A 26,661-nucleotide genomic window follows, 5' to 3' on the forward strand; every position below is an offset into this window, starting at 1 on the left:
CGTTCCCACGCTCTGCGTGGGAATGCCTCCCCGGACGCTCCGCGTCCGCTTTGGCTGGGACGCGGAGCGTCCCTGGCTGCGTGCCCACGCAGAGCGTGGGAGCGATCAGTGGGTGCTTACTTTTTCAGGTCTTCAGCGCCTTGCAGCGGCTCATCACCCAGCAGCAGATCCTTGTCATGGCTGACCTGTTCTTCCTCGAACATGCGCCAGGTTTTGCCATCCTGCACACCCAGCAACTCCACGAAGCGACGGCCGTCGACCTTGTCGCTCACCTGGCCGATGTAGCGGCCCTGTTCGGTGTCGCTGCGGGCGAGGGTGATCTTGCGATCCTTCTCCGGCTGGGTCGGCGAGATCAGGTTCAGCTCCAGGGTGGCCGGTGCGCTGTTGCCGTTCAGGCGGACGTCGACTTCACCGGTCACGCCATCCAGATGCACGCTGGCGCGCAACAGCAGGGTCTGGGCCAGCAGTTCACGGTCCAGCGAACGGTTGATGCCTTTGCCGGCCTCGTAGTAGTTATCGTTGACCAGGTTGTCCGGGTTGTTCACCGCGATCGTCACCATGGACAGGGTGAGGGTCACCGAGCAGGCCAGGATGGCGATGATGATCCACGGCCAAAGGTGCTTGTACCAGGGACTTGTGGCAGTTGCTGCGGGCATGGTCACTTCTCTCAACGAATTTGTGGGCCGATGAATCGGCTCTTGGCTTCAACGTGGATGCTGGCGTCATCGGCGTCCTTGAGGATGAACTTCACCTCGTTGGTGCTCGACGGCAGTTGTTCCGGTGCGCTGGACAACTCGACCGGCTGGCTGAAAATCTCCCCGGCGGCGACCTTGATCTCGCGCTTGCCTTGCAGCTTGAGGTCCGGCAGGCCCGTGGCTTCCAGCAGGTAGGTGTGGTCGCGCTGGTCCTTGTTCATGATCTTCAGGCTGTAGACGTTCTCGATCCGGCCTTCGGCGTTCTCGCGGTACAGCACGCGGTCCTTGCTGACGTCGAAGCCGACCAGCGAACGCATGAAGAACGCGGTCACCAGCAAGGCGATCATCGCCAGCAGCACCGTGGCGTAGCCGAGCAGGCGGGGCCGCAGTTTATTGGTTTTTTGCCCGGACAGGTTGTGCTCGGTGGTGTAGCTGATCAGGCCGCGCGGGTAGTCCATCTTGTCCATGATGCTGTCGCAGGCATCGATGCAGGCGGCACAGCCGATACATTCGACCTGCAGGCCATCGCGGATGTCGATACCCGTCGGGCAGACCTGGACGCACATGGTGCAATCGATGCAGTCACCCAGGCCCATCGCCTTGTAGTCGACGCCTTTCTTGCGCGGGCCACGGGATTCACCACGGCGCGGGTCGTAGGACACGATCAGGGTGTCCTTGTCGAACATCACGCTCTGGAAGCGTGCGTACGGGCACATGTAGATGCACACCTGCTCACGCAACCAGCCGGCGTTGCCATAGGTGGCGAGGGTGAAGAAGCCGACCCAGAAGTAGGACCAGCCATCGGCTGCGCCGGTGAAGAAGTCGATGGTCAGTTCGCGGATCGGCGAGAAGTAGCCAACGAAGGTCATGCCGGTCACGAAGCCGATCAACAGCCACAGCGCGTGTTTGCTGAATTTGCGCAGGAACTTGTTGGCGCTCATCGGCGCCTTGTCGAGCTTGATGCGCTGGTTGCGGTCGCCTTCGGTGACCTTTTCGCACCACATGAAAATCCAGGTCCAGACACTCTGCGGGCAGGTATAGCCACACCAGACCCGCCCGGCATACACGGTGATGAAGAACAGGCCGAAGGCGCTGACGATCAGGATCCCCGAGAGCAGGATGAAGTCCTGGGGCCAGAAGGTCGCGCCAAAAATGAAGAACTTGCGCTCCGGCAGGTTCCACCAGACGGCCTGATGGCCACCCCAGTTCAGCCAGACCGTACCGAAATACAGCAGGAACAGCCCGGCACCGCCCATCATCCGCAGGTTGCGGAACAGGCCGGTGAAGGCGCGGGTGTAGATCTTTTCCCGAGAGGCGTAGAGGTCGACGCTGTTGTTGGTGTTTTTGGCAGGCGGGGTAACGTCGTGTACCGGAATCTGGTTGCTCATCATTGCATCCCACGGCAGTGGAAAAATGCCCCGGTCAGTACATGCCGACCGCGGTCAAAAAAGGTGTAGCAGTGGCGCAATGATACGCCTGTCGCTCTGGCTCAAGGGTGCGACCTTTGGTCGCGTTGGGGAAAAATCTTGAATGGTGTAGCAGATGTAACAAAACATGATGCAGGTCAATTGACTGTAGCCGAACGCTACTGCTCGCCGATGGACGACGCCTTCAAGCCTGAGGGCGCAGCGGGTCGCCACTGCACCCGTGTACGAGTACTGCTCAATCCAGGCGACCACCTCCCAGGCTGTCCAGCCCGCTACCCTTGGTGCGCTTTTTGTCGTCTCTGTCCCCGGGAGCGGCAAAGTTGGCGCGACGACTCGAAATACCTGCGGTTGCAGGGGCTTGCGCTGGAGCATCCGCGTCGATCGGCGGCGAAACCTCCGTGTCTGGAGTGGTCTGCGGGGTGACTCTGGATTCCGGGAAATAACAGGTTGTGGGTCGGTTTTGCTTGTTTTTGGACATTTGATGAACTCCTTGTTCTCGATGAGGTATTCCCTTGTCCCTGAGTGACCGGAGTCGCAGGGATTGCCCGCTTCCGGCCACCAGGTGGATCGACGTTACCCCTGGTCGCCACGCGGGCCTATCGAATATAGGTTTCAATGTGTGAAAGGTGGGTTCATCCAGGCCCCAAACAAAACGGCCCCGCCAATTCTCATTGGCAGGGCCGTTTTTTACTGCATCAAGCGTTACTGGGCATCCGCCACCGGAGCCTTCTCACCGTGAGACAGGCTGTAGACGTAAGCGGCCAGCAGGTGGACCTTGTCGTTGCCTTGCAGCTGTTCCTGCGCAGGCATCTGGCCCTGACGACCGTAACGGATGGTCTGCTGCAGCTGAGCGAAGCTCGAGCCGTAGATGAACGCACCCGGGTGGGTCAGGTCAGGGGCGCCCATGGCTGGCGTCCCTTTGCCAGCCGGCCCGTGGCATGCCACGCAGTTGGCGGCGAACAGTTTCTGCCCGGCAACCGGGTCGGCCTTGGCGCCTTCCGGCAGCTTGCGCCCATCGAGGTTGGTCAGCACGAACGCGGCAACGTCGGCAACGCCTTGCTCGCCGATCACTTCGGCCCAGGCCGGCATCACCGCGTGACGACCGCCCATGATGGTGGTCTTGATGGTCTCCGCTTCGCCACCCCAGCGCCAGTCGGCGTCGGTCAGGTTAGGGAAGCCATAGGCGCCTTTGGCGTCGGAACCGTGGCAGACCGAGCAGTTGGAGGCGAACAGGCGGCCACCCATCTTCAGGGCTTGCGGATCCTTGGCCACTTCTTCAATGGGCATGGACGAGAATTTGGCGAAGATCGGGCCGAACCTGGCGTCCGACTTGGCCATTTCCTTTTCCCACTCGTGAACGCCGGTCCAGCCGGTCTGGCCATTGGCGAACGCGGTCTGCTTGTCGTTATCGAGGTAGTTATAGCCCGGCAGCAGGCCTTTCCAGTTGCCCAGGCCCGGGTACAGCACCAAGTAGCCCAAGGCGAAAATGATGGTGCCCACGAACAGCATGAACCACCATTTTGGCAGCGGGTTGTCGTACTCCTCGATCCCGTCGTAGGCGTGGCCAACCGTTTCCTCTGTGGACTCGCCGCGCTGGCCCTTGCGGGTAGCCAGCAGCAGCCAGGTCAGGGCGAAGATAGTGCCGAGAGTGAGGACTGTGACGTACAGACTCCAGAATGTAGTCATTCTTTGTTACTCCTAGAAGCTTGCTCGACGTGCTTGATGGCTTCGGGATCATCCGCGAAAGGCAGCAAGGTCGCGTCTTCAAACTCCGACTTGCGCTTGGGGCTGAACACCCACAACGCCAGACCGATAAAGGCCACCATCACAACAACGGTGCCCAGGCCACGAATCATCCCGATATCCATCTAAATCACCGTTTGCTTTTGATGATGGTGCCCAGGCCTTGCAGATAGGCCACCAGCGCGTCCATTTCGGTTTTGCCCTTCACAGCATCCTTTGCGCCGGCGATGTCTTCGTCGGTGTAAGGGACGCCGAGCGTGCGCAAGACTTCCATTTTCTTCGCGGTGTCTTTGCCGTCGAGCTTGTTTTCCACGAGGAACGGGTAGGCCGGCATTTTCGACTCGGGCACGACGTTGCGCGGGTTGTACAAATGCGCACGCTGCCAGTCATCGGAGTAACGACCGCCAACACGGGCCAGGTCCGGACCGGTACGCTTGGAACCCCACAGGAACGGGTGATCCCAGACGCTTTCACCGGCGACCGAATAGTGGCCGTAACGTTCGGTTTCAGCACGGAACGGGCGGATCATCTGCGAGTGGCAGCCGACACAACCGTTGGCGATGTAGATGTCGCGGCCTTCCAGTTCAAGGGCGGTGCGAGGCTTCATGCCTTCGACCGGCTTGTTGGTGACGTCCTGGAAAAACAGCGGAACGATCTGGGTCAGGCCGCCGATGCTGACGGCGATAACCATGAAGAAGGCCAGCAGGCCAATGTTCTTCTCGACTGCTTCATGCTTCATCAGTGAGCTCCAACTACAGCAATCTGTTCAGCAGCTTTGGCTTCAGCCGGGTTCGAGGCACGTACGGTCCGCCATACGTTGTAGGCCATGAACAGCATGCCGCTGGCAAAGAACGCACCGCCCAGGGCGCGAACGATGAAACCTGGGTGGCTGGCTTGCAGCGCTTCGACGAACGAGTAGGTTAGGGTGCCGTCGTCGTTGATTGCACGCCACATCAGACCCTGGGTGATGCCGTTGACCCACATCGAAGCGATGTACAGCACGGTACCGATGGTCGCGAGCCAGAAGTGGGTGTTGATCAGGCCGATGCTGTGCATCTGCGCGCGACCGAACAGTTTCGGGATCATGTGGTAGATCGCACCGATCGAGATCATTGCTACCCAGCCCAATGCACCGGCGTGTACGTGGCCGATGGTCCAGTCGGTGTAGTGCGACAGCGAGTTGACGGTCTTGATGGCCATCATCGGGCCTTCGAAGGTCGACATGCCGTAGAACGCCAGCGATACCACGAGGAAACGCAGGATCGGGTCGGTGCGCAGCTTATGCCAGGCGCCCGACAGGGTCATCATGCCGTTGATCATGCCGCCCCAGCTTGGTGCCAGCAGGATGATCGACATCGCCATGCCCAGGGACTGAGCCCAGTCCGGCAGTGCGGTGTAGTGCAGGTGGTGCGGACCGGCCCAGATGTACAGGGTGATCAGCGCCCAGAAGTGCACGATCGACAGACGATAAGAGTAGATCGGACGCTCGGCCTGCTTCGGCACGAAGTAATACATCATCCCCAGGAAGCCGGTGGTCAGGAAGAAACCGACCGCGTTGTGGCCATACCACCACTGGATCATCGCGTCAGTCGCACCGGCGTAAGCCGAGTAGGACTTGAAGAAGCTGACCGGCAGGGAAGCGTGGTTGACGATGTGCAGCATCGCGGTCACGACGATGAAGGCACCGTAGAACCAGTTACCCACATAGATGTGCTTGGTCTTGCGCTTGACGATGGTGCCGAAGAACACCAGACCGTAGGTGACCCAGACGATGGCCAGCAGAATAGCCAGGGGCCATTCCAGTTCCGCGTATTCCTTGGTGGTGGTCAGACCCATCGGCAAGGTAATGATCGCGCCGACGATCACCGCTTGCCAACCCCAGAAGGTGAAGGCGGCGAGGCTGTCGGAAATCAGTCGCGTTTGGCAGGTTCGCTGCACGACGTAATAAGAAGTGGCAAACAGTGCACAACCACCGAAGGCGAAAATCACCAGGTTGGTGTGCAGCGGGCGCAGGCGTCCAAAGCTCGTCCATGCCAGACCGAAGTTCAACTCCGGCCAGACCAGTTGCGAGGCGATGAAGACACCGAGCCCCATGCCAAGGATCCCCCAGACCACCGTCATGATGGCGAACTGGCGGACTACCTTATAGTTATAAGCAGTCGGACTGATTGCTGTGCTCATTCTAAGGTTCCACGGTTTGGGTGTTTTATTAGGAGTAAAAATCGGCCGCAAGTATGGAGAAAGCGGGGGGTCATTGCAACGCGCCATGACCCTGGTCAATGCTTTCAAAAGCTGATTCTGCGGCCTTTCCATGCGCCGCGTAGGGACAAAATTGGCCCCGGACAAAATGTCGCAGTGGACGAAAAAGATGAGGGGGTCAGGTCAGATGTAACGGGGTATGTTCAAACATGACGATTGGATGGCCGATGGCCAATTGGCACGACAGCCGGTGTCCACCAGCCTTTGCGGCCTTCCATCGAGCAGGTTTGTCGAACACATCCGCTAAGGGCGACCTGGAACCGGCTCATGCCAGTCCGCATCGGAAGAAGCTTAGACCCGAAACTGGGGAACCGAAAGGAGGACTAACGGAGGGTGCGACACTTGGTCGCAAAGAAGCAGGGAACTGCCGCATCCGGGAGAATGCGGCAGCAGAGCGGTCGAGATTTATTCCTGTTTGCCTTCAGCCTGCAAACGCTCTGTATTCAGACCCTGTGACAGGCTGTACACATAAGCGGCGAGCAATTGCACCTTATCGTTGCCGAGCAGTTCGTTCTGCGCCGGCATATGACCCTGGCGACCATGACGAATCGTTTGTCCAAGCTGCGCCAGGCTTGTTCCGTAGATAAAACCGGCCGGTTGCGTCAGGTTCGGCGCGCCCATGGCTTCAGTGCCCTGGCCGTTTGCCCCATGACAGGCTACGCACATCGTGCTGAACGCTTGCTGTCCGGCGTGCAGGTCGGCACCGCTGTCGGCAGGCAACGGCAGGCCGGCCAGGTCATGGCGCACATAGGCCGCGACGTTCTTCACGCCGGCATCACCAAGGATTTCACCCCAGGCCGGCATCGCCGCCATGCGACCGCCCATGATCGTGGTTTTGATGGTGTCGGCGTTGCCGCCCCAGCGCCAGCTGTTGTCGGCCAGGTTGGGGAAGCCAAAGGCGCCCTTGGCGTCCGAGCCGTGGCAGACCGCGCAATTGGAGGCAAACAGGCGACCGCCCATTTTCAATGCTAGCGGGTCCGTGGCCACTTCTTCCACGGGAATCGCCGCGAATTTTGCGAAGATCGGCCCGAACTTCGCCTCGGCCTTGTTCATCTCCTTTTCCCACTCGTGGACGCCGGTCCAGCCGTCCTCGTAGCCGGGCAGGATGCCTTTCCAGTTGCCCAGGCCGGGGTAAAGCACCAGATAACCCACGGCGAACACCAGCGTGCCGGCGAACAGCATGAACCACCACTGCGGCAGCGGGTTGTCGTACTCCTCGATGCCGTCAAAGCTGTGGCCCATGGTCTGGTCGACGCTGCCCTTGGTTTCGCCCTTGCGGGTGCCGATCAGCAGCCAGGTCAGGCCGATCAGGCTGCCGATGGTCAGTACGCAGATCCACGTACTCCAGAAGGTGGTCATGGCCGGGTACTCCTTGTTGAGGGTTCAAAGAACATGGCTCACCTCTTGCTCTTGATGGAGGTGCCGAGCACTTGCAGGTAAGCGACCAGCGCGTCCATTTCGGTCTTGCCCTTGAGCGAAGCCACTGAGCCTGCGATGTCGTCGTCGGTGTACGGCACGCCGAGGGTGCGCATCGCCTTGATCTTGGTTTCGGTGTGGCTGCTGTCGAGTTGATTGGCCACCAGCCACGGATAGCCGGGCATTTTCGATTCCGGCACCACGTTGCGCGGGTTGTACAAGTGCGCGCGGTGCCAGTCTTCGGAGTAGCGACCGCCGACCCGGGCGAGGTCCGGACCGGTACGTTTCGAGCCCCAGAGGAACGGATGGTCCCAGACGCTTTCACCGGCAACTGAGTAGTGACCATAGCGTTCGGTCTCGGCGCGGAACGGCCGGATCATCTGCGAATGGCAACCGACGCAGCCTTCGCGGATGTAGATGTCGCGACCTTCCAATTGCAGCGCGGTGTAGGGCTTCATACCTTCCACCGGTTTGTTGGTCACATCCTGGAAGAACAGCGGGACGATCTGGGTCAGGCCGCCGATGCTCACGGCCAGCACCATCAGCAACATCAGCAGGCCGACGTTTTTCTCGATTGTTTCGTGTTTCATGGCGGCCTCCTCAGGCAATCTGCGCGGCAGCGGCGACTTCGGCAGGCTGCGAGGCCCGCACGGTGCGCCAGGTGTTGTAGGCCATCAGCAACATGCCGCTGAAGAAGATCGCACCGCCTACCAGGCGCACGACGAAGCCCGGATGGCTGGCCACCAGGGTTTCGACGAAGGAGTAGGTCAGCGTCCCGTCTTCATTGACCGCGCGCCACATCAGGCCCTGGGCGATGCCGTTGACCCACATCGACGCGATGTAGAGCACGGTGCCGATGGTGGCGAGCCAGAAGTGCGCGTTGATCAGGCCGATGCTGTGCATCTGCTCGCGGCCGAAGACTTTCGGAATCATGTGGTACAGCGCGCCGATCGAGATCATGGCCACCCAGCCCAATGCACCGGCGTGTACGTGGCCGATGGTCCAGTCGGTGTAGTGGGAGAGGGCGTTCACCGTTTTGATCGCCATCATCGGCCCTTCGAAGGTCGACATGCCGTAGAACGCCAGCGACACCACGAGGAAGCGCAGGATCGGGTCGCTGCGCAACTTATGCCAGGCGCCGGAGAGCGTCATCATGCCGTTGATCATCCCGCCCCAGCTCGGTGCCAGCAGGATCAGCGACATCACCATGCCCAGCGACTGGGCCCAGTCCGGCAGCGCGGTGTAGTGCAAGTGGTGCGGGCCGGCCCAGATGTACAGGGTGATCAGCGCCCAGAAGTGCACGATCGACAGGCGATAGGAATACACCGGGCGTTCGGCCTGTTTCGGTACGAAGTAATACATCATCCCGAGGAAGCCGGCGGTGAGGAAAAAGCCTACGGCGTTGTGCCCGTACCACCACTGCACCATGGCGTCGGTGGCACCGGCGTACACCGAGTACGACTTGGTGAAACTCACCGGCAGTTCGAGGTTGTTGACGATGTGCAGAATCGCCACGGTGACGATGAACGCGCCGAAGAACCAGTTACCGACGTAAATGTGCCGGGTCTTGCGCTGCATGATCGTGCCGAAGAACACCACTGCGTACGCGACCCAGACGATGGTGATCAGGATGTCGATCGGCCATTCGAGTTCGGCGTATTCCTTGGAAGTGGTGTAACCCAGCGGCAGGCTGATCGCTGCCAGCAGAATCACCAGCTGCCAGCCCCAGAAGCAGAATGCGGCGATTTTCGGCGCAAACAATCGGGTCTGGCAGGTGCGCTGCACCGAATAGAAAGAACTGGCGAACAGGGCGCAACCGCCAAAGGCGAAGATCACCGCGTTGGTGTGCAACGGGCGCAACCGGCCGAAACTGGTCCATGGCAGATTGAAGTTGAGTTCGGGCCATACCAACTGGGCGGCGAGAAAAACCCCGAGTCCCATGCCGACGATGCCCCACACCACCGTCATAATGGCAAATTGGCGGACCACCTTGTAGTTGTAGGCGGTACTGATAGAAGTGTTCATGGTTCCCCATCCACGGTTCAGCCGAAGTGAAGGCGGATGCGCAAGGCAACGCTCACTTCGCCTGGAGTTATAGGCAGACTGACAGCGAGGCAAGCATGGGCAAAGAGCACAAGGCCAGTATTGACGGGGATCAATGGGCGCAGTGTGTGCGCGACCATGGATGGTTGTGGAATGCCGCTTCAGCGCCGGCATCGGCGACGTTGATTCTCGCCCACGGCGCCGGTGCGCCGATGGACAGTGACTGGATGAGCGACATGGCTGCACGCCTTGCGGCTCAAGGCGTCAACGTGTTGCGGTTCGAGTTTCCATACATGGCGCAGCGGCGGCTGGATGGCGGTAAACGTCCACCAAACCCGGCACCCAAACTGCTGGAATGCTGGCGTGAGGTCCATGCCGTGGTGCGACGCCATGTCGCTGGGCGCCTGGCCATTGGCGGCAAGTCCATGGGCGGGCGTATGGCCAGTCTATTGGCGGATGAACTGGGGGTGGATGCGCTGGTGTGCCTGGGGTATCCGTTTTATGCGGTTGGCAAGCCGGAGAAGCCGCGGGTCGAGCATTTGGCAGGATTGAAGACGCGGACGTTGATCGTTCAGGGGGAGCGGGATGCGTTGGGCAATCGTGACGCGGTCGAGGCTTACACATTGGCGCCGAGCATCGAGGTGTTCTGGCTGGTGGTGGGGGATCACGATTTGAAGCCACTGAAGGTTTCGAGACTTACGCATGAACAGCATCTGGCGGCAGCGGCGAGCAAGGTTGCCATGTTTCTTCTGTAAGCTTTCGCTGCCGCCCGGGGACTCATGTCGGAACGCCGGCCTCGCTCCAGATTCCACGCCGGTTGTGCGATTTGACGCGACTCCTGAACTGTAGGAGCCGGCTTGCTGGCGAAGGCGTCGTCATGGGCGCTGCAAGGCTTGAGGCCGCCTTCGCTCGCGATGGTCCCGAGGGCGACGCGTTTATTCAGGGAGCACGCGTTATCGTTGGCGTCCATCGCGAGCAAGCTCGCTCCTACAGGGGCTTCTTTTCATGGGCCGTCACCTGCTGGCACAGCTCGATCATCTGCTCGCGCATCCAGCGGTTGGCCGGGTCCTGGTCGGTGCTTTCGTGCCAGTAGAGGTGGGTTTCCACCGGCGGCACGTCATTGACCGGCAGGTTCACCGAGTACAAGTCATGACGGCGGGCGAAGCGCTCGGGCACGGTCATGACCATGTCCGTCTGCTGCAACACTTGCGAGGCCATCAGGTAATGCTGGGAGCGCAGGGCGATCTTGCGCTGGATGCCCATCTTGCCCAATGCCAGATCGACATGGCCCAGACCGCTGCGTCGGCTGGAGATATGGATGTGGGTCTGGGACAGGTAGTCATCGAGGCTGAATTTTTCCTTGCCGGCCAGCGGATGCCCCTTGCGCATGGCACACACGTAACGGTCTTCCATCAGCTTGACGTGGCGCACCTGCGGGTCGGTGTTGAGCGGCGCGTCGACGGCGAAGTCGAGGCGCCCGGCCGCCAGTTCCTTGGTGGTTTCGCGGCGCTTGGACAGGAAGCTCTCGATGATCACGGCGGGGGCCAGGCGACGCAGGCGCTGGAACAGGGGCGGCAAAATCACCGCTTCGGTGAGGTCGGTCATGCTGATGCGGTAGGTCTTGACCGCCTGCAACGGATTGAAGATGCGGCTTTCCTGCACCGAGACCCGCAGCAGGGAGAGGGCGTTGCGGACCGGGCCGATGATGTTCTGGGCCATCGGTGTCGGGACCATGCCCTGGGCGGTGCGCACGAACAACGGATCGTTGAAGGTCTCACGCAGGCGAGCCAGGGCGTTGGACACCGCCGGTTGGGTGATCCCGACTATCTGCCCGGCCCGGGTCAGGTTGGCTTCGGTGTAAATCGCGTCAAAGACGATGAAAAGATTGAGGTCGACCTTGCTCAGATTCATTGGCTGCACTCTTGTTATAGGGGCGGTGTTATAGGGGCGGTGTCATAGGGCTGGGTGGCCTTGCCGATCAGTCGATCATATATCGGTGATGAATGTTAATACACGCCGAGAATAGGCTAGGTAAATTTTCGTAGCTGTTCTAGCATCGATTGCATGACCTGAACAACTCATCAAAACCCCCTGTCAATAGGTAGAGCTGCCCATGGATTTCGCTTATTCGCCCAAGGTGCAAGAACTGCGTGAGCGCGTGACCGCGTTCATGGACTCCTACGTTTATCCTGCCGAAGCCGTGTTCGAACGCCAGGTCGCCGAGGGCGATCGCTGGCAGCCGACGGCAATCATGGAGGAGCTCAAACTCAAGGCCAAGGCGCAAGGGCTGTGGAATTTGTTTCTGCCTGAGTCCGACCTCGGCGCCGGCCTGAGCAACCTGGAATACGCACCATTGGCGGAAATCATGGGCCGTTCGCTGCTGGGACCGGAACCGTTCAACTGCTCTGCGCCGGACACGGGCAACATGGAAGTGCTGGTGCGTTACGCCAACGAAGAACAGAAGCAACGCTGGCTCGAACCCTTGCTGCGCGGCGACATTCGCTCGGCGTTTGCCATGACCGAACCGGACGTGGCGTCTTCCGACGCCACCAACATGGCCGCCCGCGCAGTGCGCGATGGCGACGAGTGGGTGATCAACGGCAAGAAATGGTGGACCTCGGGCGCCTGCGATCCGCGCTGCAAGATCCTGATCTTCATGGGCCTGAGCAATCCGGACGCACCGCGCCATGCCCAGCACTCGATGATTCTGGTGCCGGTGGATGCCCCGGGGGTGAAAATCGTGCGCCCGTTGCCGGTGTTCGGTTATGACGATGCCCCTCACGGTCATGCCGAAGTGCTGTTCGACAATGTCCGGGTGCCGTACGAAAACGTCCTGCTGGGCGAAGGACGCGGCTTCGAAATCGCCCAGGGTCGCCTTGGCCCTGGCCGGATTCACCACTGCATGCGTTCGATCGGCATGGCTGAGCGCGCGCTGGAACTGATGTGCAAACGCTCGGTGAACCGTACCGCGTTTGGCAAGCCCCTGGCGCGTCTGGGCGGTAACATCGACAAGATCGCCGACTCGCGGATGGAGATCGACATGGCGCGCCTGCTGACATTGAAGGCCGCGTACATGATGGACACCGTCGGCAATAAATTTGCGAAGAGCGAAATCGCGCAGATCAAGGTGGTGGCGCCGAACGTCGCCCTGCGAGTGATCGACCGGGCGATCCAGATCCATGGCGGGGCAGGGGTGTCCAACGATTTCCCGCTGGCCTACATGTACGCGATGCAGCGCACCCTGCGCCTGGCCGATGGCCCGGACGAAGTGCACCGCGCGGCGATCGGCAAGTTCGAGATCGGCAAGTACGTCGGGTAGGAGCAAGCTCGCTCGCGATGGACGTAAACGATAACGCCTGTTTACTGAATAAACGCGGCGCTCATGTAGGAGCCGGCTTGCCGGCGAAGGACGTCAACGATGACGCGTGCTATCTGGATGAACGCGTTATCGTTGACGTCCATCGCCGGCAAGCCGGCTCCTACACTGCCATCGGCAGCCCATAGAACGCCCGCGCACACGCCGTGCTATGAGCCGCCAGGTCTTCCTCGCTTTCCCCGCGATGCAGCGCCACTTCGCGCAACACCTCGGTGAGATACGCCGGCTCGTTGCGCCCGTTTTTCGGCTTGGGCCGCAAACTGCGCGGTAACAGGTACGGCGCATCGCTTTCCAGCATCAACCGCCCGCGCTTGATTTCCTTCACCAGTGGATGCAGGTGCGTCCCCCGGCGCTCGTCGCAAATCCAGCCGGTGATGCCGATATGCAAATCCAGATCCAGGTAGCTGAACAGGGCCTTTTTTTCGCCGGTGAAGCAATGCACCACCGCCGCGGGCAATTGATCACGGTAGTCACGCAGGATCTCCAGCAAACGCTGGCTGGCATCGCGCTCGTGGAGGAACACGGGCATTTGTAGCTCGACCGCCATCGCCAGGTGCTCTTCGAGGACTTTTTCCTGCTGCGGACGCGGCGAGAAATCGCGATTGAAATCCAGTCCGCATTCACCCACGGCCACCACATTCGGTTCCTTGAGCAAACTGCGCAGTTGCCGCTCGCTGTCGGCGTTCCAGTCACTGGCCGAATGAGGATGAATACCGGCGGTGGCAAACAGGCGTTGCGCCGTTTCATCCAGCTGGCGACACAGCTCCAGCGCCTGTTCGCTGCCCTCGACACTGGTACCGGTGAGCACCAACTGGCAGACCCCGGCCGCGTAGGCGCGGTCCAGTACAGCCTGGTGTTTGTCGGCAAAACTGGGGTTGGTCAGGTTGACGCCGATATCGATGAGTTGCATGGTGCTACCTCGGACCAAAGGCCGGAAAGCATATCAGAGCTGCAGATTTATAAGAAAAACCAAGAACTACAACGGTTTATTGCTGTCTCTTGAGTCCGAGAGACAGGTCCGGCTGGTGAATGTGCCATCACTGTGCCAGTTTTCGGCACCTTGTCAGCGCTCAATGCGCTCTGTTTCTGTCGTTCGATCCCATGACAACGATCGACCCGGTATTCTTTGCGGAGAGCGGATGATTCGTCCCTCGGTTTTGCTACTGCTGTGTTGTTCGTTGCTGCTGCCGATGCCCGCGGTTGCGCGCCTGGCCGGGCCGCTGCAAGCCGTGCCGGCAGTCAAGGTCCGCGATCTGGCGGACATCCGCAGCAGTCAGGTGTTGAGGGTGTTGGTCAATCAGAGCCGCAATAGCTCCGGCGAAGTCCAGGGTCAGTCCATTGGCGTCGAATACCATCGCCTGCGCGCCTTCGAACAATACCTCAACGGTCACGCCCGAGACGGTCAGGAAATCACCCTCAAGATCATTCCCAAGGCCAAGGATCAATTGCTCGGGGCGCTGCAGCGCGGTGAGGGGGATCTGGTGGCGCCCGGGGAACTGCTCGATCTGCGACCCGGCTACGCCGTGAGCACCAGTGCGCCGGTTTCGAGCAACGTGCCTTTGCTGCTGGTCGGTATCAAGGGCGAGCGACGCTACACCCGTCTTGAACAACTCTCGGGCAAAACCCTGGCGCTACCCACCGGCAGTGCCGCTGGCGATGCCGTCAGTCAGATCAATCAGAAGCTGGCGCTGCACAAGCTGGCGCCGGTGAAGATCGAGTGGGTCGATCCCAGCCTGGCGGTGGAGGATGTGCTGGAGATGGTCCAGGGCGGGATTTTTCACCTGACTATCGTCGAACAACCGATCGCCGAGCGCTGGGGCAAGATCCTGCCCAAGCTGCGTTTTGATCGGCAGGTGCTCATCAGTGAGCCGGGCGAAGAGTTCTGGTTCGTGCGCCGCGATGCTTCGATGCTGCGCGCGAGCATCGATCGCTTCCTGACCGGCTACAAGAAGCCATCGGATCAGGACGTCGCATTCCTGCGGACCTATCGACGCTTGTATCGAGTGCACTATCCCCTGGCCAAGGCGGATCGACAGCGCCTGGAAAAACTTCGACCGGTGCTGCAGAAACACGCTGACGCTCAAGGCATGGACTGGCTGAACCTGGCGGCGCTGGCGTTCAAGGAGTCGTCGCTGCAACCCAATGCCCGCAGCGGCAGCGGCCCCACCGGCCTGATGCAGATCACCCCCTCCGCGGCCCAGCGGGTGGGGGTCAACAATATCCAGAACCTCGACGCCAATGTGCAGGCCGGGGCCAAATACCTGGCCTTGATCCGTCGCAAATTCTTTTCCAGCCCCAAGCTCAACGAGCGCGAGCGCATGGCGTTCGTCCTGGCGGCCTACAACATGGGGCCGGAGCGCGTGCAAGGTATGCGTGCCGAGGCGCGTCGCCGGGGCTTGAATCCCAACCAGTGGTTCTTCCAGGTGGAACGCATCGCCATGGAGCAGGTGGGAATGGGTGCCGTCAGCTATGTTAATAGCGTGAACAAGTATTACCTGGCGTTCGATCGGGAGCGGGAGTCGTTGGAGCCCGGGAGGCAGAAGGTTGTCTCGCGTAAATGATCGAATAAACTGATTGTTATGGCGGATTTATTGCGCTTTTAACATGATATTTACTGATTAATATAGCGGCCAATCCCACACTCAACTCCAGAATGGATGACACAGCATGAACACACTGATCAACAAGGTACTGTTTACCCGCGCCGGCTATGGCCTGACTGTCCTGCGGATTTTCGTCGGCATCATCTTCGCGGCCCATGGTTCGCAGAAACTGTTCGGCGCGTTTGGTGGTTATGGTCTGGCGGGCACGGCGCAGTACATGGAGAGCATCGGTCTGACGCCAGGCTACGTGATGGCGACGCTGGCGGGTGGGACCGAGTTCTTTGGCGGCCTGGCATTGATCATTGGCTTGCTGGCACGCCCGGCGGCACTGGGTCTGACTTTCCTTTCGCTGGTGGCGATTTTCACTGTGCATATTGGCAATGGGCTGTTCATGGCCAACAACGGGTATGAATTCGCCTTGGCGCTGTTGGGTGGCAGTATTGCGGTGTTGATCGAAGGTGCGGGCAGGCTGTCGGTTGATCGGGCCATCGCGGGTTGATCGTTTTCTGTGTACATATCCGTTTCTGCGGTAACGGCCGCTGACGGTTTCGCTCTTACAGCGAGTCACTTTCGAAAAGCGCGAAAGTAACCAAAGCGCTTTGCCCCGCCATTCGGTGCCTCGCCTAGGCTCGGCATGCCGTAACGAAGGCATTGCTCCGGGGGCCCGCCGCCATCGGCCATCCATGGCCGGGGGCGGCTACCGCGGCATCCCTGCCGCGGTGCCCCCTGCGCAACGCCTGCGTTCGGCCTCTGGGAAAGGGGCGGCAGATCTGAAGCCAAAGCAACGGCAACAGCAACAGCAAAGGCAAAGGCAAAGGCAAAGGCAAAGGCAACTTCAGCGAACTCGGTGCTGGGCATCACACAGTTCAACTGTAGGAGCTGGCTTGCCAGCGAAAGCGGTGGGTCAGCTAGAAAATTTTTTGACTGAACGGACGCCTTCGCCGGCAAGCCGGCTCCTACAGAGGATTGGCGTACGGCTTTTGCTTTTCACCACTCAACAGGCCGAGCGTTAGCTCGCCTGCAGCTTTTGATCTTGATGCACCGCCGCCTCGAGAGGCCGAGTGGAGGTTCTGCGCAGTGGGCAACCCGGCATGGATGCCGGGTTAGCCGCCCCCGGCCATGGATGGCCGATGGCGGCGGGCCCACGGAGCAGGACCGGAGCGAGGGCATGCCGAGCACTAGCGAGGCACCGAACGAAAGGGGCAAGAGCGTTTGGTTACTTTGCGCTTTTCAAAGTGACCCGCCGTAAGGGCGGAACCGTCAGCGGCCGTTACCGCAGAAACGGATATGTACTCCCACATTCCCATCGCGCAGCCCGTTGTTTTGTTGCGCGTCATTCTTGACACCCTCCGGTCAGCTTCTCTAGGATGCTGCTCATGCGCCGATTTAAACAGCTACTTGCGGGGCGCCAGGTGACTTATCCAGTTGCCGACAGAAGCTTGCAGCAAGCTTCGAAATACCGCTAAAGCGCTGGTTCGGTGTTGCCTCTCACCTGCCATGCAGACTTTTTGAGGCAGAGACACGACACGATGAATGCACTAAGCCCTGTTATACGCCCCGCGCCGATCACGGCCCACCTGACCCAGCGCAATCCAAAAATCCTGCTTGGCGGCAAACATCAGCCGACGCTCCTGCGTTATCTCGATGGCTGGCCACGTCGCACCGGCGGCCCTGCAGCCTTCCTGATCCAGTTTGTCGAAGACGGCGAGTCCCTGGCCCGATTTGCCAGCGACAGCTTTGATCTGGCGGTGATTCAATCGCCCAGCATTGAAGACGCCCCCGAAGTGATCAGGCAACTGACCCGTGTTGCCCGACAAGGCCTGATCACCCGCCGCTGAAGTTCAGCGCACTGCGACTCAGGGATAGTCGATCGCCACGATATACACACACTGCTCGCCGGTCGGCGTCTGGACCCTGACCTCGGCGTCCAGTGCCTTGCCGATCAAGGCGCGGGCCAGCGGTGAGTCGATGCTGATCAGCCCCAACTTCAAATCCAGCTCATCCGGACCGACGATGCGATAGCGCGACTCTTTGCCAGCCTCGTCTTCAATGGTGACCCAGGCGCCAAAATAAACCTTGTTCGGATCGCTCGGCTTCTCGCTGACCACCTTGAGCGCTTCCAGCCGCTTGGTCAGAAAGCGCACGCGACTGTCGATCTCGCGCAGCATTTTCTTGCCGTAGGTGTACTCGGCGTTCTCCGAGCGATCGCCCTGGGCCGCGGCCTCGCTGACCGACTGCGTGACCTGTGGGCGGCGCACATGCCAGAGTTCATGGAACTCGGCCCGCATCCGCGCTTCACCCTCGGGGGTGATCAGCGCAGTGCCTGCGGTGCGGGGAGGGCGATAACGGCTCATGGCAACTTCTTGTGGTGGAGAAGGCTTGAGTCTATCAACCCTCGCGCAAGACTGTCAGGGGGCTGGCGTTCAAGGCGCGACGAGTCCCGAACACACCGGCACCACCGATCAGCACGGCGCCGATCAGCGGCAGCACCAGCAGCCACGGATGCGGCTGCCAGGGCAGGTCGAAGGCGTAGCGGTAAAGCACCAGGCTCACCAGTTCCGAGCCCAGCGCCGCCAACAAGCCGCTGACTGCGCCAAGCAACCCGAACTCGATGCGTCGGGCCTTGACCAGCAACTGCCGCTCGGCCCCCAGCGCCCGCAACAAGGCACCTTGGCGAATGCGCTCGTCCAGCGTCGCTTGCAGGCCGGAGAACAACACCGCCATGCCTGCCGCCAACACGAACAACAACACGTACTCCACCGCCAGGGTGACCTGGGCGAGGATGCTGCGCAACTGCGCGAGCAAGGCTTCGACTTGCAGAATCGTCACCGCCGGGAAGGACCGGGACAGGTCGACGATCTGCTGATCATGACCGGCCGCCAGGTAGAAACTGGTCAGGTAGGTGGCCGGCAAATCCTTCAACGTGCCAGGCTGGAAGATCATGAAGAAGTTCGGCTGAAAGTTGTCCCAGTTGATGTCTCGCAGGCTGGTGACTTTCGCTTCGCGATTCATCCCGCCGACGGTAAACACCATGTGATCGCCGAGCTTGAGCTTCAAGCTCTCGGCGACCTTGCCTTCCACCGATACGCCGGGAATCTCGTCCGGCGCCTGTTCGGGCCACCAGTTGCCGGCGGTGAGCGTGTTGCCCGCCGGCAGGTCCGCCGCCCAGGTCAGGCTCAAGTCGCGCTGGATCGCCCGATCACCGGCCGAATCCTTGCTGACGATTTCCTGCACCGGTTCGCCATTGATGCTGATCAGTCGCCCCGGCACCACCGGGTACAACGGCGCCGACTGTGCCGACAGTTCGATCAACCGGTCGGTGAAGGCCTGCTTGTCCGCCGGCAGAATGTTCAGCGCGAAATAGTTTGGCGCATTTTTTGGCAACTGGTTCTGCCAGGTGTCCAGCAGTTCGCCGCGCAACAGGGCGATCAATGCCATGGACAGCAGAATCAGGCCGAAGGCCAGGGCCTGCCCCGCGGCGGCCAGCGGATGGCGCAGCAACTGGCCCAACCCGAGCCGCCATGGCAGGGGCGCGCGCGCGAGCATTCGACGCAGGCTGTTGAGCAGCAGCAACAGCAAACCGCCCAGCACCAGCGCGGCGATCACACCACCGCCGAGCAGGGCAAAGGTCAGCAGCAGGTCCAGGCTCAGGCGCCACATGATCAGGCCGAGGGCGCCCAGCGCCGCGCCGTAGACCATCCAGGTGCTGGTGGGAATCGGCAGCATGTCCCGACGCAATACCCGCAAGGGTGGCACCCGACCCAGCGCAGCCAGCGGCGGCAAGGCGAAACCGGCCAATGCCACCAGCCCGGTGCCGATCCCGGCGATGCCCGGCAACAGGCCGCCCGGCGGCACATCGGTCGGCACCAGGTCATGCAGCAAGGCGAACAGGCCGAGCTGCGCCAGCCAGCCGATAAAGGCGCCGCCGATACTGGCGAGCAGTCCGAGCACCGTCAGCTGCAAACTGAACAGCACCATGGTTTCCCGACGGGACAAGCCCAGGCAGCGCAACAAGGCGCTGGCATCGAATCGGCGCGTAGCGAAACGCGTCGCCGACAATGCCACCGCCACACCGGCCAGCAGCACCGCCACCAGGCTGGCCATGTTCAGGTACCGTTCGGCCTTGCCCAGGGCGCCGCCGATCTGCCGGTTGCCGTCCCGGGCATCCTGTATGCGCTGGTTGGCGGCCAGCCCGGGCTTGATCAGTTGCCGATAGGTTTCCAGGGCCTCGGCATTGCCGCGCCAGAGTTCGCGGTAGCTGACCCGGCTGCCGGGTTGCACCACGCCGGTCGCCGCGAGGTCGTCGAGGTTGATCAGCACCCGTGGCGTGAGGCTGTAGAAATTGCCGGCACGGTCGGGTTCGTAGGTCAGCACGCGCGCCAGTTTCAGGGTTTTCATGCCGACGTCGATGCTGTCGCCGATCTTCAGGTCCAGCGCGGTCAGCAGGCGTCCTTCGACCCAGGCTTCACCGGGTTTCGGCCCGCCACCGGCTTCTTCCGCGGCAAAGGGCGCGGGGGTGCTTTTCAGTTCGCCGCGCAGCGGGTAGACGTCGTCGGCGGCCTTGATGCTGGAGAGCTGGATGCCGTTGTCGGTGGCAATGACGCTGGAAAACTCCACCACCTGCGCGTGTTCCAGGCCCAGCTCCACGCCACTGCTGATCTGTTCGGGGCGCGCCGGCGAGCTGCCTTCGAGCAGCAGGTCGGCGCCGAGGAATTCGGTGGCGCGCAGCATCATGGCACCGTTCAGGCGGGCACCGAAGTAGCCGATGGCGGTACTCGACGCCACGGCCACCAGCAGGGCGAAGAACAACACCCGCAGTTCACCGGCGCGGGCGTCGCGCAGCAGTTGGCGGATAGCGAGGCTGAACAGGCGCAGCAGCGGCAGGCGTGCCATCAAGGCTCCAGAGGGGCGACCAGCAGGCCGGCTTCAAGGCGGATCAGGCGCCGGCAGCGATGTGCCAGGCGTTCGTCGTGGGTCACCAGCACCAGGGTCGTGCCCCTTTCCTGGTTGAGTTCGAACAGCAGGTCGCTGATGCGTTCGCCGGTGTGGCTGTCGAGATTGCCGGTGGGTTCGTCGGCGAATAACACATCCGGTTCGGCGGCAAAGGCGCGGGCGATGGCCACGCGCTGCTGTTCACCGCCGGAGAGCTGGCGGGGCGAGTGGCTCAGGCGTTGGCCGAGGCCGACCCGTTGCAGCAATTGGGTGGCACGCTCACGGGCGTCTTTGCGACCGTCGAGTTCCAGCGGCAGCATGACGTTTTCCAGGGCGTTGAGACTGTCGAGCAGCTGGAAGGATTGAAAGACAAAACCGACATGTTCGGCGCGGATGCGGGCGCGCTGGTCTTCATCGAGTTGGCTCAGGCCTTGCCCGGCCAGGGTGACTTCGCCGCTGCTCGGCAGGTCGAGGCCGGCCAGCAGGCCGAGGAGGGTGGATTTGCCGGAACCGGAGGCGCCGACGATGGCCAGGCTGTCACCCTTGTTCAGTTCCAGGCTGAGTTCGTGCAGGATAGTCAGTTCACCTTCCGCGCTGGTTACCACTTTGCTGAGGTTCTTCGCGGTGAGAATGCTTGCGCCCATGGAGAATCCGATGCGAGTGTGGTTTTTGAGTGCTGGCCTGGCCTTGATGTGCATGGCCCAGAACGCAGCGGCGGGTACAGTCCTGATCGTTGGCGATAGTATCAGCGCCGGTTTCGGCCTGGATACCCGCTTGGGGTGGGTGTCGCTGCTCGAGCAACGGCTCAAGCGCGAAGGTTTCGACGATAAAGTGATCAATGCGTCCATCAGCGGCGACACCAGTGCCGGAGGCCAGGCGCGCCTGCCGGCGCTGCTTGCGGAGCATAAACCGGAACTGGTGATCCTCGAGTTGGGCGGCAATGACGGGCTGCGTGGAATGCTGCCAACGCAATTGCAACAAAATCTTGCGTCGATGATCGACAGCTCCCGCGCCAGTGGCGCCAAGGTGCTGTTGCTCGGCATGCAATTGCCACCCAACTACGGTGAGCGCTACACCAAGGCTTTCGCCGAGGTTTACACCAAGGTGGCCGATGAGAAAAACATCTCGTTGGTACCGTTTTTTCTCGACGGCGTGGGCGGTCATCCGGACTTGATGCAGGCCGACGGCTTGCACCCGGCCGCAGGGGCGCAGGACAAGTTGCTGGAAAATGTCTGGCCGGCACTGAAACCGCTGCTTTGACGCTTTTCTAGCGGTCGCGTTTCGGCTAAGGTGGCGCCCCCGATTTGGAGCCCCCGATGCCGCGTCCCGCCTGGTCACTTTTTGCCTACCAACTGATCGAGCCTGACGAACAGCTGGATCTGTTTGCCTGCCAGGAAGTGCGGGTGCATCTGGTGACCCGTCAACTGGAGCTGGGCGGCTCGGCGGACCGCACCTTGTGCGGCAGCCTGCTGCCGGCGCAGCCACGGTGGTCGAGCGTCGACCGTCGGGTGTTCCAGGACCAGCGCCTGTGCTCGCTGTGCCGGGCCATCCTCGAATCGCAAAAGCGTGGCACCTCGCCGATCTGGCCGGAATTGCGGTTCGAACTCTAGGGCCCTGTGGCAAGCCCACCGCTGCCTTGCATCGCTTGTAACTACTCGACCTCCCCGAAATAACGGGCGCCAGTGTACAATCCCGTTTTTATACCCTTGTCGATCATGCGAAGGATTTTCCGGATGTTGCCGCGTTTTCCTGCCGTCACCCGCAGCCTGACCCTTGCCGCCCTGTGCGTCGCGGGCCCGGTTGCAGCATTGGAGCTGCCCCTGCCACCGCCCGGTGAAGACATCGTCGGCCAGGTGCAAGTGATCAAGGCCAAGTACGAAGACACCTTCGCCGACCTTGGTACCACCTACGATCTGGGCTATTCGGAAATGGTCGCGGCCAACCCCGGGGTCGATCCATGGTTGCCGGGCGCCGGCACCGAGATCGTGCTGCCGACGCGCTTCATCCTGCCCCCGGGCCCGCGTGAAGGCATCGTCATCAACCTGGCCGAATACCGCCTGTATTACTACCCGAAAGGCCGGGACGTGGTTTATACCTTCCCGCTGGGTATCGGCCGTGAAGGCTGGGGCTCGCCGATTGCCCACACCAGCATCATCGCCAAGACGCCGAATCCGACCTGGACGCCTCCAGCGTCGATCAAGGCCGAGCACGCCGCCGATGGCGATCCCTTGCCGAACGTGGTGCCGGCCGGTCCGGACAACCCGTTGGGGCCGTTCAAGTTCACCCTGGGCACCCCGGGCTACCTGATCCATGGTTCGAACAAGAAGTTCGGCATCGGCATGCGCACCAGCCACGGTTGCTTCCGCATGTTCAACAACAACGTGCTGGAAATGGCCGACATGGTGCCGGTAGGCACGTCGGTACGCATCGTCAGCGATCCTTACAAGTTCGGCGTCAGTGGCGGCAAGGTGTACCTGGAAGCCCACACGCCGCTGGACGACGCGGGCAACCCATCGGTGGTGGACAAACACACTGCCGTGATCAACGCGATGCTCAAGCGTGAGGACATCACCAACAACCTGCGCATGAACTGGGATGTGGTCCGTGACGTGGTGGCTGCCGAAGACGGCCTGCCGGTGGAAATCGGCGTGCCGGATGCGTCGGTGCCGATGGTGACGAGTGCACCGATCGACCCGCTGCAGTAACGCTTGAAAAGAACCCGCCGATGCTGACCGCGTCGGCGGTTTTTTTTTGCCTGCACGAAACAGCGGGCAAAAAAAAGCCGACCCATGAATGAGTCGGCTTGATAACAATCCCGAAGGACTATTACTTGCGGCTAGCTTTTTCCAGCATGCGCAGAGCACGCTCGTTAGCTTCGTCAGCAGTCTGTTGTGCTTTTTGAGCAGCAGCCAGAGCTTCATCAGCTTTACGGTAAGCTTCGTCTGCACGAGCCTGGGAGCGAGCAGCTGCGTCTTCGGTAGCAGTCAGACGTGCTTCGGTTTCTTTCGATACACTGCTGCAACCGGTAGCCAGAACTGCGGCCAGCGCCAGAGCAGAGAATTTCAGAACGTTGTTCATCGTGTTCCCCTTCAAGGACTTTCTAGTAAGTAGCTGTCTCCTCAGAGTGAGGAAATGGCCGGCGTACATACTACCCATTACTTCTAGTAAGTAAACTGACGTGAAGCAAGAAGCAAAAAAAATTGTAGGCGTTGATTCTTTTTCGAGCAACTTTTAACTGCATTGTTTAAAAAATATCCAGCTGCGAGGCCCGAATTGAGCGAGCCCAAGGAGAAAAGTTCCCCGTGCTCACCGCTGTTTTACCGGTCTTGGCCAAAGTCTGTCTATATGGATTCGTCTACACTTTTGTTCAGCATGTGTGCGGCACCTCTCATATCTTTCCTAGTTGAGGTGACTTTAACGGGGGGCGTTCGTCTTAAGTCTCAATATCCGGCAATGTTCGGGCACCGACCTGGTGGAACACCCGGTCGAGCCATCCTGCGCCACCCGGAGCGGCACCCGCCAACCTGCATGATGACGAGCGCACCTTGAGCATTTTTGCCAATGGTGCCTACTATTTGTACGTGCCCGGTTGCGCGAGATCGTGCAGCTCTTCTCGGTGTCCATTCAGGCACGGGGTGGCGTAGATGTTCCTTCGCCGGAAAAACATCGGTAAGGTAGGGGTCTGAATCCAAGACCCGCGAGGAGTAGTGATGAGCGAGGCGTTGTCCATCCACCATGACCAGGCTGGTCATCAGTTCGAGACCAATGTGGACGGTCATCGTGCCTACCTGACCTATATGGATCTGGGGAAACAGACCCTGGATATCTATCGCACCTTTGTGCCCAATGCGTTGCGTGGTCGCGGCATTGCGGCCGCCTTGACCGAAAAGGCCCTGGAGTACGCCGAGGAAATGGGCTACACCGTCATTCCTTCGTGCTCCTACGTGGAGCGCTACATGGAGCGTCATCAGCGGCATGCGGCCAAGCTGAGCCAGTAAAACGAACGCATAAAAAAACGCCGGGCTGAGCCCGGCGTTTTTTTGTCTGGTGTTTTTTTTCTGAAGCAGCGATCAGGTGCGGTCGCGTTTGGGCAGCACATCCTTGAGCTTGGCATGCATGCTGCGCAAGGTGGTTTCGGTGGCGGTCCAGTCGATGCAGGCGTCGGTGATCGACACGCCGTATTGCAGGTCGGCGAGGTCTTTCGGGATCGCCTGGCAGCCCCAGTTCAGATGACTTTCGACCATCAGCCCGATGATCGACCGGTTGCCTTCGAGGATCTGGTTGGCGACGTTCTCCATCACCAGCGGTTGCAGGGCCGGGTCCTTGTTGGAGTTGGCGTGGCTGCAGTCGACCATGATGTTCGGCTTGATCTTCGCCTTGTTCAGCGCTTGCTCGCAGAGCGCGACGCTGACCGAATCGTAGTTCGGCTTGCCGTTGCCGCCACGCAACACCACATGACCGTAGGCGTTGCCCTTGGTGGTGACGATCGACACGCCACCTTCCTGGTTGATGCCCAGGAAACGGTGCGGGCTGGAAACCGATTGCAAGGCGTTGATCGCCACGGTCAGGCCACCGTCGGTGCCGTTCTTGAAACCGACCGCCGAGGACAGGCCGGAAGCCATTTCCCGGTGAGTCTGGGATTCGGTGGTACGTGCGCCAATGGCTGACCAGCTGATCAGGTCCTGCAGGTACTGCGGGGAGATCGGGTCGAGGGCTTCGGTCGCGGTCGGCAGGCCCATTTCGGCCAGGTCCAGCAGCAACTGCCGGCCGATGTGCAAGCCGTCCTGAATCTTGAAGGAGTCGTCCAGGTACGGGTCGTTGATCAAGCCTTTCCAGCCGACGGTGGTGCGTGGCTTCTCGAAATACACGCGCATGACCAGATACAGGGTATCGGACACTTCGGCCGCGAGTGCCTTCAGGCGCTCGGCGTATTCGTGGGCCGCCTTGATGTCGTGGATCGAGCAGGGCCCGATGACGACAAACAGGCGGTGATCGGTGCCATCCAGAATGTTGCGAATGACTTCGCGACCCTTGGTGACGGTGCGCAGGGCAGCGTCGCTCAGAGGGATATCACGCTTGAGCTGGTCAGGAGTGATCAGCGTCTCGTTGGAGGCGACGTTTAGGTCGTTGATCGGTAAATCAGCCATCGTTTACTCGTCAGGTCACGGGTGCCGGCCGCCAGCGAACCCGCGCGGCGGAGCACAGCAAATTAAGCGCGTCGGGGAGCGGAACCTTAGCGCGTTACACCGTGGCTCGACAATGGGCAGACGCCGGTTTGCGGCGACAATCCGGCGGGAAACCCACCGAGAACGCTCGCTAATCCAGGACCGGCTGTGCAAATGCCCGGCGAACCGTGTCATGGGAGAACTCGTCGGCGTGCTCCTGGACCCATTCCAGGGCCAGTGCCTGGTTATCGTGCAAATCGCTGTGGGTCTCATGCATGCGGCAATAACGTTCGATCTGGCACACCTGTTCGCCCATCCGCGCACTGAACAGCGTCTGCTCGTCAACGAAGGCAATGCCCACCAGATAGCCACGCTTTCGTCGCAGGCACCAGGCCACATAGCCCAGGTAGCGCAAGTCCGGGTTAACGCTGGGCACGCGCACCTGCAGCGCCGTCCCGTGGCGCCACGCACGGTGGTAATTGCAAGCCATGCCCCCGAGGCTGATAGAGTGCAGCCGTTGCCGCGAGATACACTCGGGCGTAAGCAACGTCAACTCCACGGGTACATCGTCAGGATGAGGAAGAAAACGTCCCATGAGCACGGACTCCATGTGTCGGCCATCTGACATCGTTCCCAGCAGTATAGTGGTCGAATCGGAACTGACGGATTTCGACGCCGACCAACGGCTGCTGGCGATGAGTGGTGTGTCGCTGCTGATTTTCACCAGTGTCGGTTGCGCCGGATGCCGTTTTGCCCGTGAGCGGGTTCCGCAATTCGATCTGCAAGTCGATCGGTTGTGCTGGATCGATGCCGGGAACAATGGCGGGCTGGTCGAGCGTTATCAGGTTTTTCATTTGCCGGCGCTGTTTGTCGTGCGCGATGGCGAGTTTTTCGGGGGGCTTCAATCGCGCCTGACGGGTACCGAACTGAATGAAGCGCTGGATCAGGCGTTGAGACGAACAGCAGAGGAGTTGCCATGATGGAGCAGTTGCCAGGCCGACA

28 protein-coding genes are annotated in these 26,661 nt (G+C 60.8%); 10 read left to right on the forward strand and 18 right to left on the reverse strand.

What is annotated here, in order from left to right; translation table 11 throughout:
• Window positions 1–116: 116 nt before the first annotated feature.
• The 10 genes from F8N96_RS25895 to ccoN (F8N96_RS25940) form a co-directional block, all read right to left on the reverse strand.
• Window positions 117–656 (reverse strand): FixH family protein, encoded by a 540-nt coding sequence (locus F8N96_RS25895; RefSeq protein WP_150765886.1) that lies wholly within the window; start codon window positions 654–656, stop codon window positions 117–119.
• Between the two features lie 11 nt (window positions 657–667).
• The gene (gene ccoG, locus F8N96_RS25900) at window positions 668–2,083 is read right to left on the reverse strand and encodes a cytochrome c oxidase accessory protein CcoG (protein WP_150800224.1); all 1,416 of its coding nucleotides are present in this window, start codon (window positions 2,081–2,083) and stop codon (window positions 668–670) included.
• A 274-nt stretch (window positions 2,084–2,357) separates the two neighbouring features.
• The gene (locus tag F8N96_RS25905; RefSeq protein WP_150800225.1) at window positions 2,358–2,600 is read right to left on the reverse strand and encodes a hypothetical protein; all 243 of its coding nucleotides are present in this window, start codon (window positions 2,598–2,600) and stop codon (window positions 2,358–2,360) included.
• A gap of 224 nt (window positions 2,601–2,824) precedes the next feature.
• Entirely contained in the window at window positions 2,825–3,808 is a 984-nt protein-coding gene (gene ccoP, locus F8N96_RS25910) for a cytochrome-c oxidase, cbb3-type subunit III (protein ID WP_150800226.1), read from the reverse strand.
• The gene (locus F8N96_RS25915; protein ID WP_003175465.1) at window positions 3,805–3,990 is read right to left on the reverse strand and encodes a CcoQ/FixQ family Cbb3-type cytochrome c oxidase assembly chaperone; all 186 of its coding nucleotides are present in this window, start codon (window positions 3,988–3,990) and stop codon (window positions 3,805–3,807) included. The genes ccoP (F8N96_RS25910) and F8N96_RS25915 overlap by 4 nt, the downstream gene beginning before the upstream one ends.
• Before the next feature lie 5 nt (window positions 3,991–3,995).
• The gene (gene ccoO / locus F8N96_RS25920; RefSeq protein WP_018925301.1) at window positions 3,996–4,604 is read right to left on the reverse strand and encodes a cytochrome-c oxidase, cbb3-type subunit II; all 609 of its coding nucleotides are present in this window, start codon (window positions 4,602–4,604) and stop codon (window positions 3,996–3,998) included.
• On the reverse strand, window positions 4,604–6,046 hold the full coding sequence (gene ccoN / locus F8N96_RS25925) for a cytochrome-c oxidase, cbb3-type subunit I (RefSeq protein ID WP_150800227.1): 1,443 nt from the start codon (window positions 6,044–6,046) through the stop codon (window positions 4,604–4,606). The genes ccoO (F8N96_RS25920) and ccoN (F8N96_RS25925) overlap by 1 nt, the downstream gene beginning before the upstream one ends.
• Window positions 6,047–6,529: 483 nt before the next feature.
• Window positions 6,530–7,483 (reverse strand): cytochrome-c oxidase, cbb3-type subunit III, encoded by a 954-nt coding sequence (gene ccoP, locus F8N96_RS25930; RefSeq protein ID WP_150800228.1) that lies wholly within the window; start codon window positions 7,481–7,483, stop codon window positions 6,530–6,532.
• 38 nt (window positions 7,484–7,521) lie between these two features.
• Entirely contained in the window at window positions 7,522–8,130 is a 609-nt protein-coding gene (ccoO, locus tag F8N96_RS25935; RefSeq protein WP_008157297.1) for a cytochrome-c oxidase, cbb3-type subunit II, read from the reverse strand.
• Window positions 8,131–8,140: 10 nt separating this feature from the next.
• Window positions 8,141–9,565, reverse strand: a complete 1,425-nt coding sequence (ccoN, locus tag F8N96_RS25940; RefSeq protein ID WP_150800229.1) for a cytochrome-c oxidase, cbb3-type subunit I — start codon at window positions 9,563–9,565, stop codon at window positions 8,141–8,143.
• Between the two features lie 95 nt (window positions 9,566–9,660).
• Here ccoN (F8N96_RS25940) and F8N96_RS25945 point away from each other — a divergent pair, with 95 nt between their 5' ends.
• Window positions 9,661–10,338, forward strand: a complete 678-nt coding sequence (locus tag F8N96_RS25945) for an alpha/beta family hydrolase (protein ID WP_150800230.1) — start codon at window positions 9,661–9,663, stop codon at window positions 10,336–10,338.
• 232 nt (window positions 10,339–10,570) lie between these two features.
• On the opposite strand, the gene F8N96_RS25955 is transcribed toward F8N96_RS25945, so the two are convergent.
• Window positions 10,571–11,494: a LysR family transcriptional regulator gene (locus tag F8N96_RS25955; RefSeq protein WP_150800232.1), complete on the reverse strand. Its 924-nt coding sequence runs from the start codon at window positions 11,492–11,494 to the stop codon at window positions 10,571–10,573.
• Between the two features lie 202 nt (window positions 11,495–11,696).
• Here F8N96_RS25955 and F8N96_RS25960 point away from each other — a divergent pair, with 202 nt between their 5' ends.
• The gene (locus F8N96_RS25960; RefSeq protein WP_150800233.1) at window positions 11,697–12,902 is read left to right on the forward strand and encodes an acyl-CoA dehydrogenase; all 1,206 of its coding nucleotides are present in this window, start codon (window positions 11,697–11,699) and stop codon (window positions 12,900–12,902) included.
• A 160-nt stretch (window positions 12,903–13,062) separates the two neighbouring features.
• Here the strand turns inward: F8N96_RS25960 and F8N96_RS25970 are convergent, their stop codons facing one another.
• Window positions 13,063–13,869 carry a TatD family hydrolase gene (locus tag F8N96_RS25970; RefSeq protein ID WP_150800234.1) on the reverse strand — a complete coding sequence of 269 codons (807 nt, stop codon included), beginning with the start codon at window positions 13,867–13,869 and terminating at the stop codon, window positions 13,063–13,065.
• A 229-nt stretch (window positions 13,870–14,098) separates the two neighbouring features.
• Between F8N96_RS25970 and F8N96_RS25975 the strand changes: the two genes are divergently transcribed.
• From F8N96_RS25975 to F8N96_RS25990, 3 genes are all read left to right on the forward strand, one after another.
• Complete coding sequence (locus F8N96_RS25975; protein WP_150800235.1) at window positions 14,099–15,520, forward strand: transglycosylase SLT domain-containing protein; 1,422 nt, start codon at window positions 14,099–14,101, stop codon at window positions 15,518–15,520.
• Window positions 15,521–15,626: 106 nt separating this feature from the next.
• Window positions 15,627–16,061: a DoxX family protein gene (locus F8N96_RS25980; RefSeq protein ID WP_150800236.1), complete on the forward strand. Its 435-nt coding sequence runs from the start codon at window positions 15,627–15,629 to the stop codon at window positions 16,059–16,061.
• A 1,030-nt stretch (window positions 16,062–17,091) separates the two neighbouring features.
• The gene (locus F8N96_RS25990) at window positions 17,092–17,400 is read left to right on the forward strand and encodes a class I SAM-dependent methyltransferase (RefSeq protein WP_128871797.1); all 309 of its coding nucleotides are present in this window, start codon (window positions 17,092–17,094) and stop codon (window positions 17,398–17,400) included.
• Window positions 17,401–17,418: 18 nt separating this feature from the next.
• On the opposite strand, the gene greB is transcribed toward F8N96_RS25990, so the two are convergent.
• From greB to F8N96_RS26005, 3 genes are read right to left on the reverse strand one after another with little or no spacing between them, the layout of a single operon-like run.
• Complete coding sequence (gene greB / locus F8N96_RS25995) at window positions 17,419–17,916, reverse strand: transcription elongation factor GreB (RefSeq protein ID WP_064676581.1); 498 nt, start codon at window positions 17,914–17,916, stop codon at window positions 17,419–17,421.
• Window positions 17,917–17,950: 34 nt separating this feature from the next.
• On the reverse strand, window positions 17,951–20,455 hold the full coding sequence (locus tag F8N96_RS26000; protein ID WP_150800237.1) for an ABC transporter permease: 2,505 nt from the start codon (window positions 20,453–20,455) through the stop codon (window positions 17,951–17,953).
• The gene (locus F8N96_RS26005; RefSeq protein ID WP_150800238.1) at window positions 20,455–21,138 is read right to left on the reverse strand and encodes an ABC transporter ATP-binding protein; all 684 of its coding nucleotides are present in this window, start codon (window positions 21,136–21,138) and stop codon (window positions 20,455–20,457) included. The genes F8N96_RS26000 and F8N96_RS26005 overlap by 1 nt, the downstream gene beginning before the upstream one ends.
• 10 nt (window positions 21,139–21,148) lie before the next feature.
• Here F8N96_RS26005 and F8N96_RS26010 point away from each other — a divergent pair, with 10 nt between their 5' ends.
• The 3 genes from F8N96_RS26010 (at window position 21,149) to F8N96_RS26020 (ending at window position 23,199) form a co-directional block, all read left to right on the forward strand.
• Entirely contained in the window at window positions 21,149–21,754 is a 606-nt protein-coding gene (locus tag F8N96_RS26010; RefSeq protein ID WP_150800239.1) for an arylesterase, read from the forward strand.
• A 56-nt stretch (window positions 21,755–21,810) separates the two neighbouring features.
• Window positions 21,811–22,104 carry a hypothetical protein gene (locus tag F8N96_RS26015; RefSeq protein ID WP_003226812.1) on the forward strand — a complete coding sequence of 98 codons (294 nt, stop codon included), beginning with the start codon at window positions 21,811–21,813 and terminating at the stop codon, window positions 22,102–22,104.
• A 123-nt stretch (window positions 22,105–22,227) separates the two neighbouring features.
• Window positions 22,228–23,199 carry a L,D-transpeptidase family protein gene (locus F8N96_RS26020; RefSeq protein WP_150800240.1) on the forward strand — a complete coding sequence of 324 codons (972 nt, stop codon included), beginning with the start codon at window positions 22,228–22,230 and terminating at the stop codon, window positions 23,197–23,199.
• Between the two features lie 121 nt (window positions 23,200–23,320).
• Here F8N96_RS26020 and oprI read toward each other — a convergent pair whose 3' ends face one another.
• On the reverse strand, window positions 23,321–23,572 hold the full coding sequence (gene oprI / locus F8N96_RS26025) for an outer membrane lipoprotei OprI (protein ID WP_003172710.1): 252 nt from the start codon (window positions 23,570–23,572) through the stop codon (window positions 23,321–23,323).
• 632 nt (window positions 23,573–24,204) lie between these two features.
• Between oprI and F8N96_RS26030 the strand changes: the two genes are divergently transcribed.
• Window positions 24,205–24,492: a GNAT family N-acetyltransferase gene (locus tag F8N96_RS26030; RefSeq protein ID WP_008057026.1), complete on the forward strand. Its 288-nt coding sequence runs from the start codon at window positions 24,205–24,207 to the stop codon at window positions 24,490–24,492.
• A gap of 72 nt (window positions 24,493–24,564) precedes the next feature.
• Here the strand turns inward: F8N96_RS26030 and F8N96_RS26035 are convergent, their stop codons facing one another.
• Both F8N96_RS26035 and F8N96_RS26040 read right to left on the reverse strand, forming a co-directional pair.
• A complete protein-coding gene (locus tag F8N96_RS26035; protein WP_150800241.1) occupies window positions 24,565–25,641 on the reverse strand; it encodes a 3-deoxy-7-phosphoheptulonate synthase in 1,077 nt (358 codons plus the stop codon).
• Window positions 25,642–25,810: 169 nt separating this feature from the next.
• Complete coding sequence (locus F8N96_RS26040) at window positions 25,811–26,254, reverse strand: PilZ domain-containing protein (RefSeq protein ID WP_150800242.1); 444 nt, start codon at window positions 26,252–26,254, stop codon at window positions 25,811–25,813.
• On the opposite strand from F8N96_RS26040, the gene F8N96_RS26045 reads away from it, so the two are divergent.
• On the forward strand, window positions 26,253–26,639 hold the full coding sequence (locus F8N96_RS26045) for a thioredoxin family protein (RefSeq protein WP_150800243.1): 387 nt from the start codon (window positions 26,253–26,255) through the stop codon (window positions 26,637–26,639). The two genes, F8N96_RS26040 and F8N96_RS26045, sit on opposite strands and share 2 nt — an antisense overlap.
• Window positions 26,640–26,661: the final 22 nt, after the last annotated feature.

Origin of the sequence: Pseudomonas fluorescens, assembly GCF_902497855.1 — a bacterium.
GTDB lineage: Bacteria > Pseudomonadota > Gammaproteobacteria > Pseudomonadales > Pseudomonadaceae > Aquipseudomonas > Aquipseudomonas fluorescens_BI.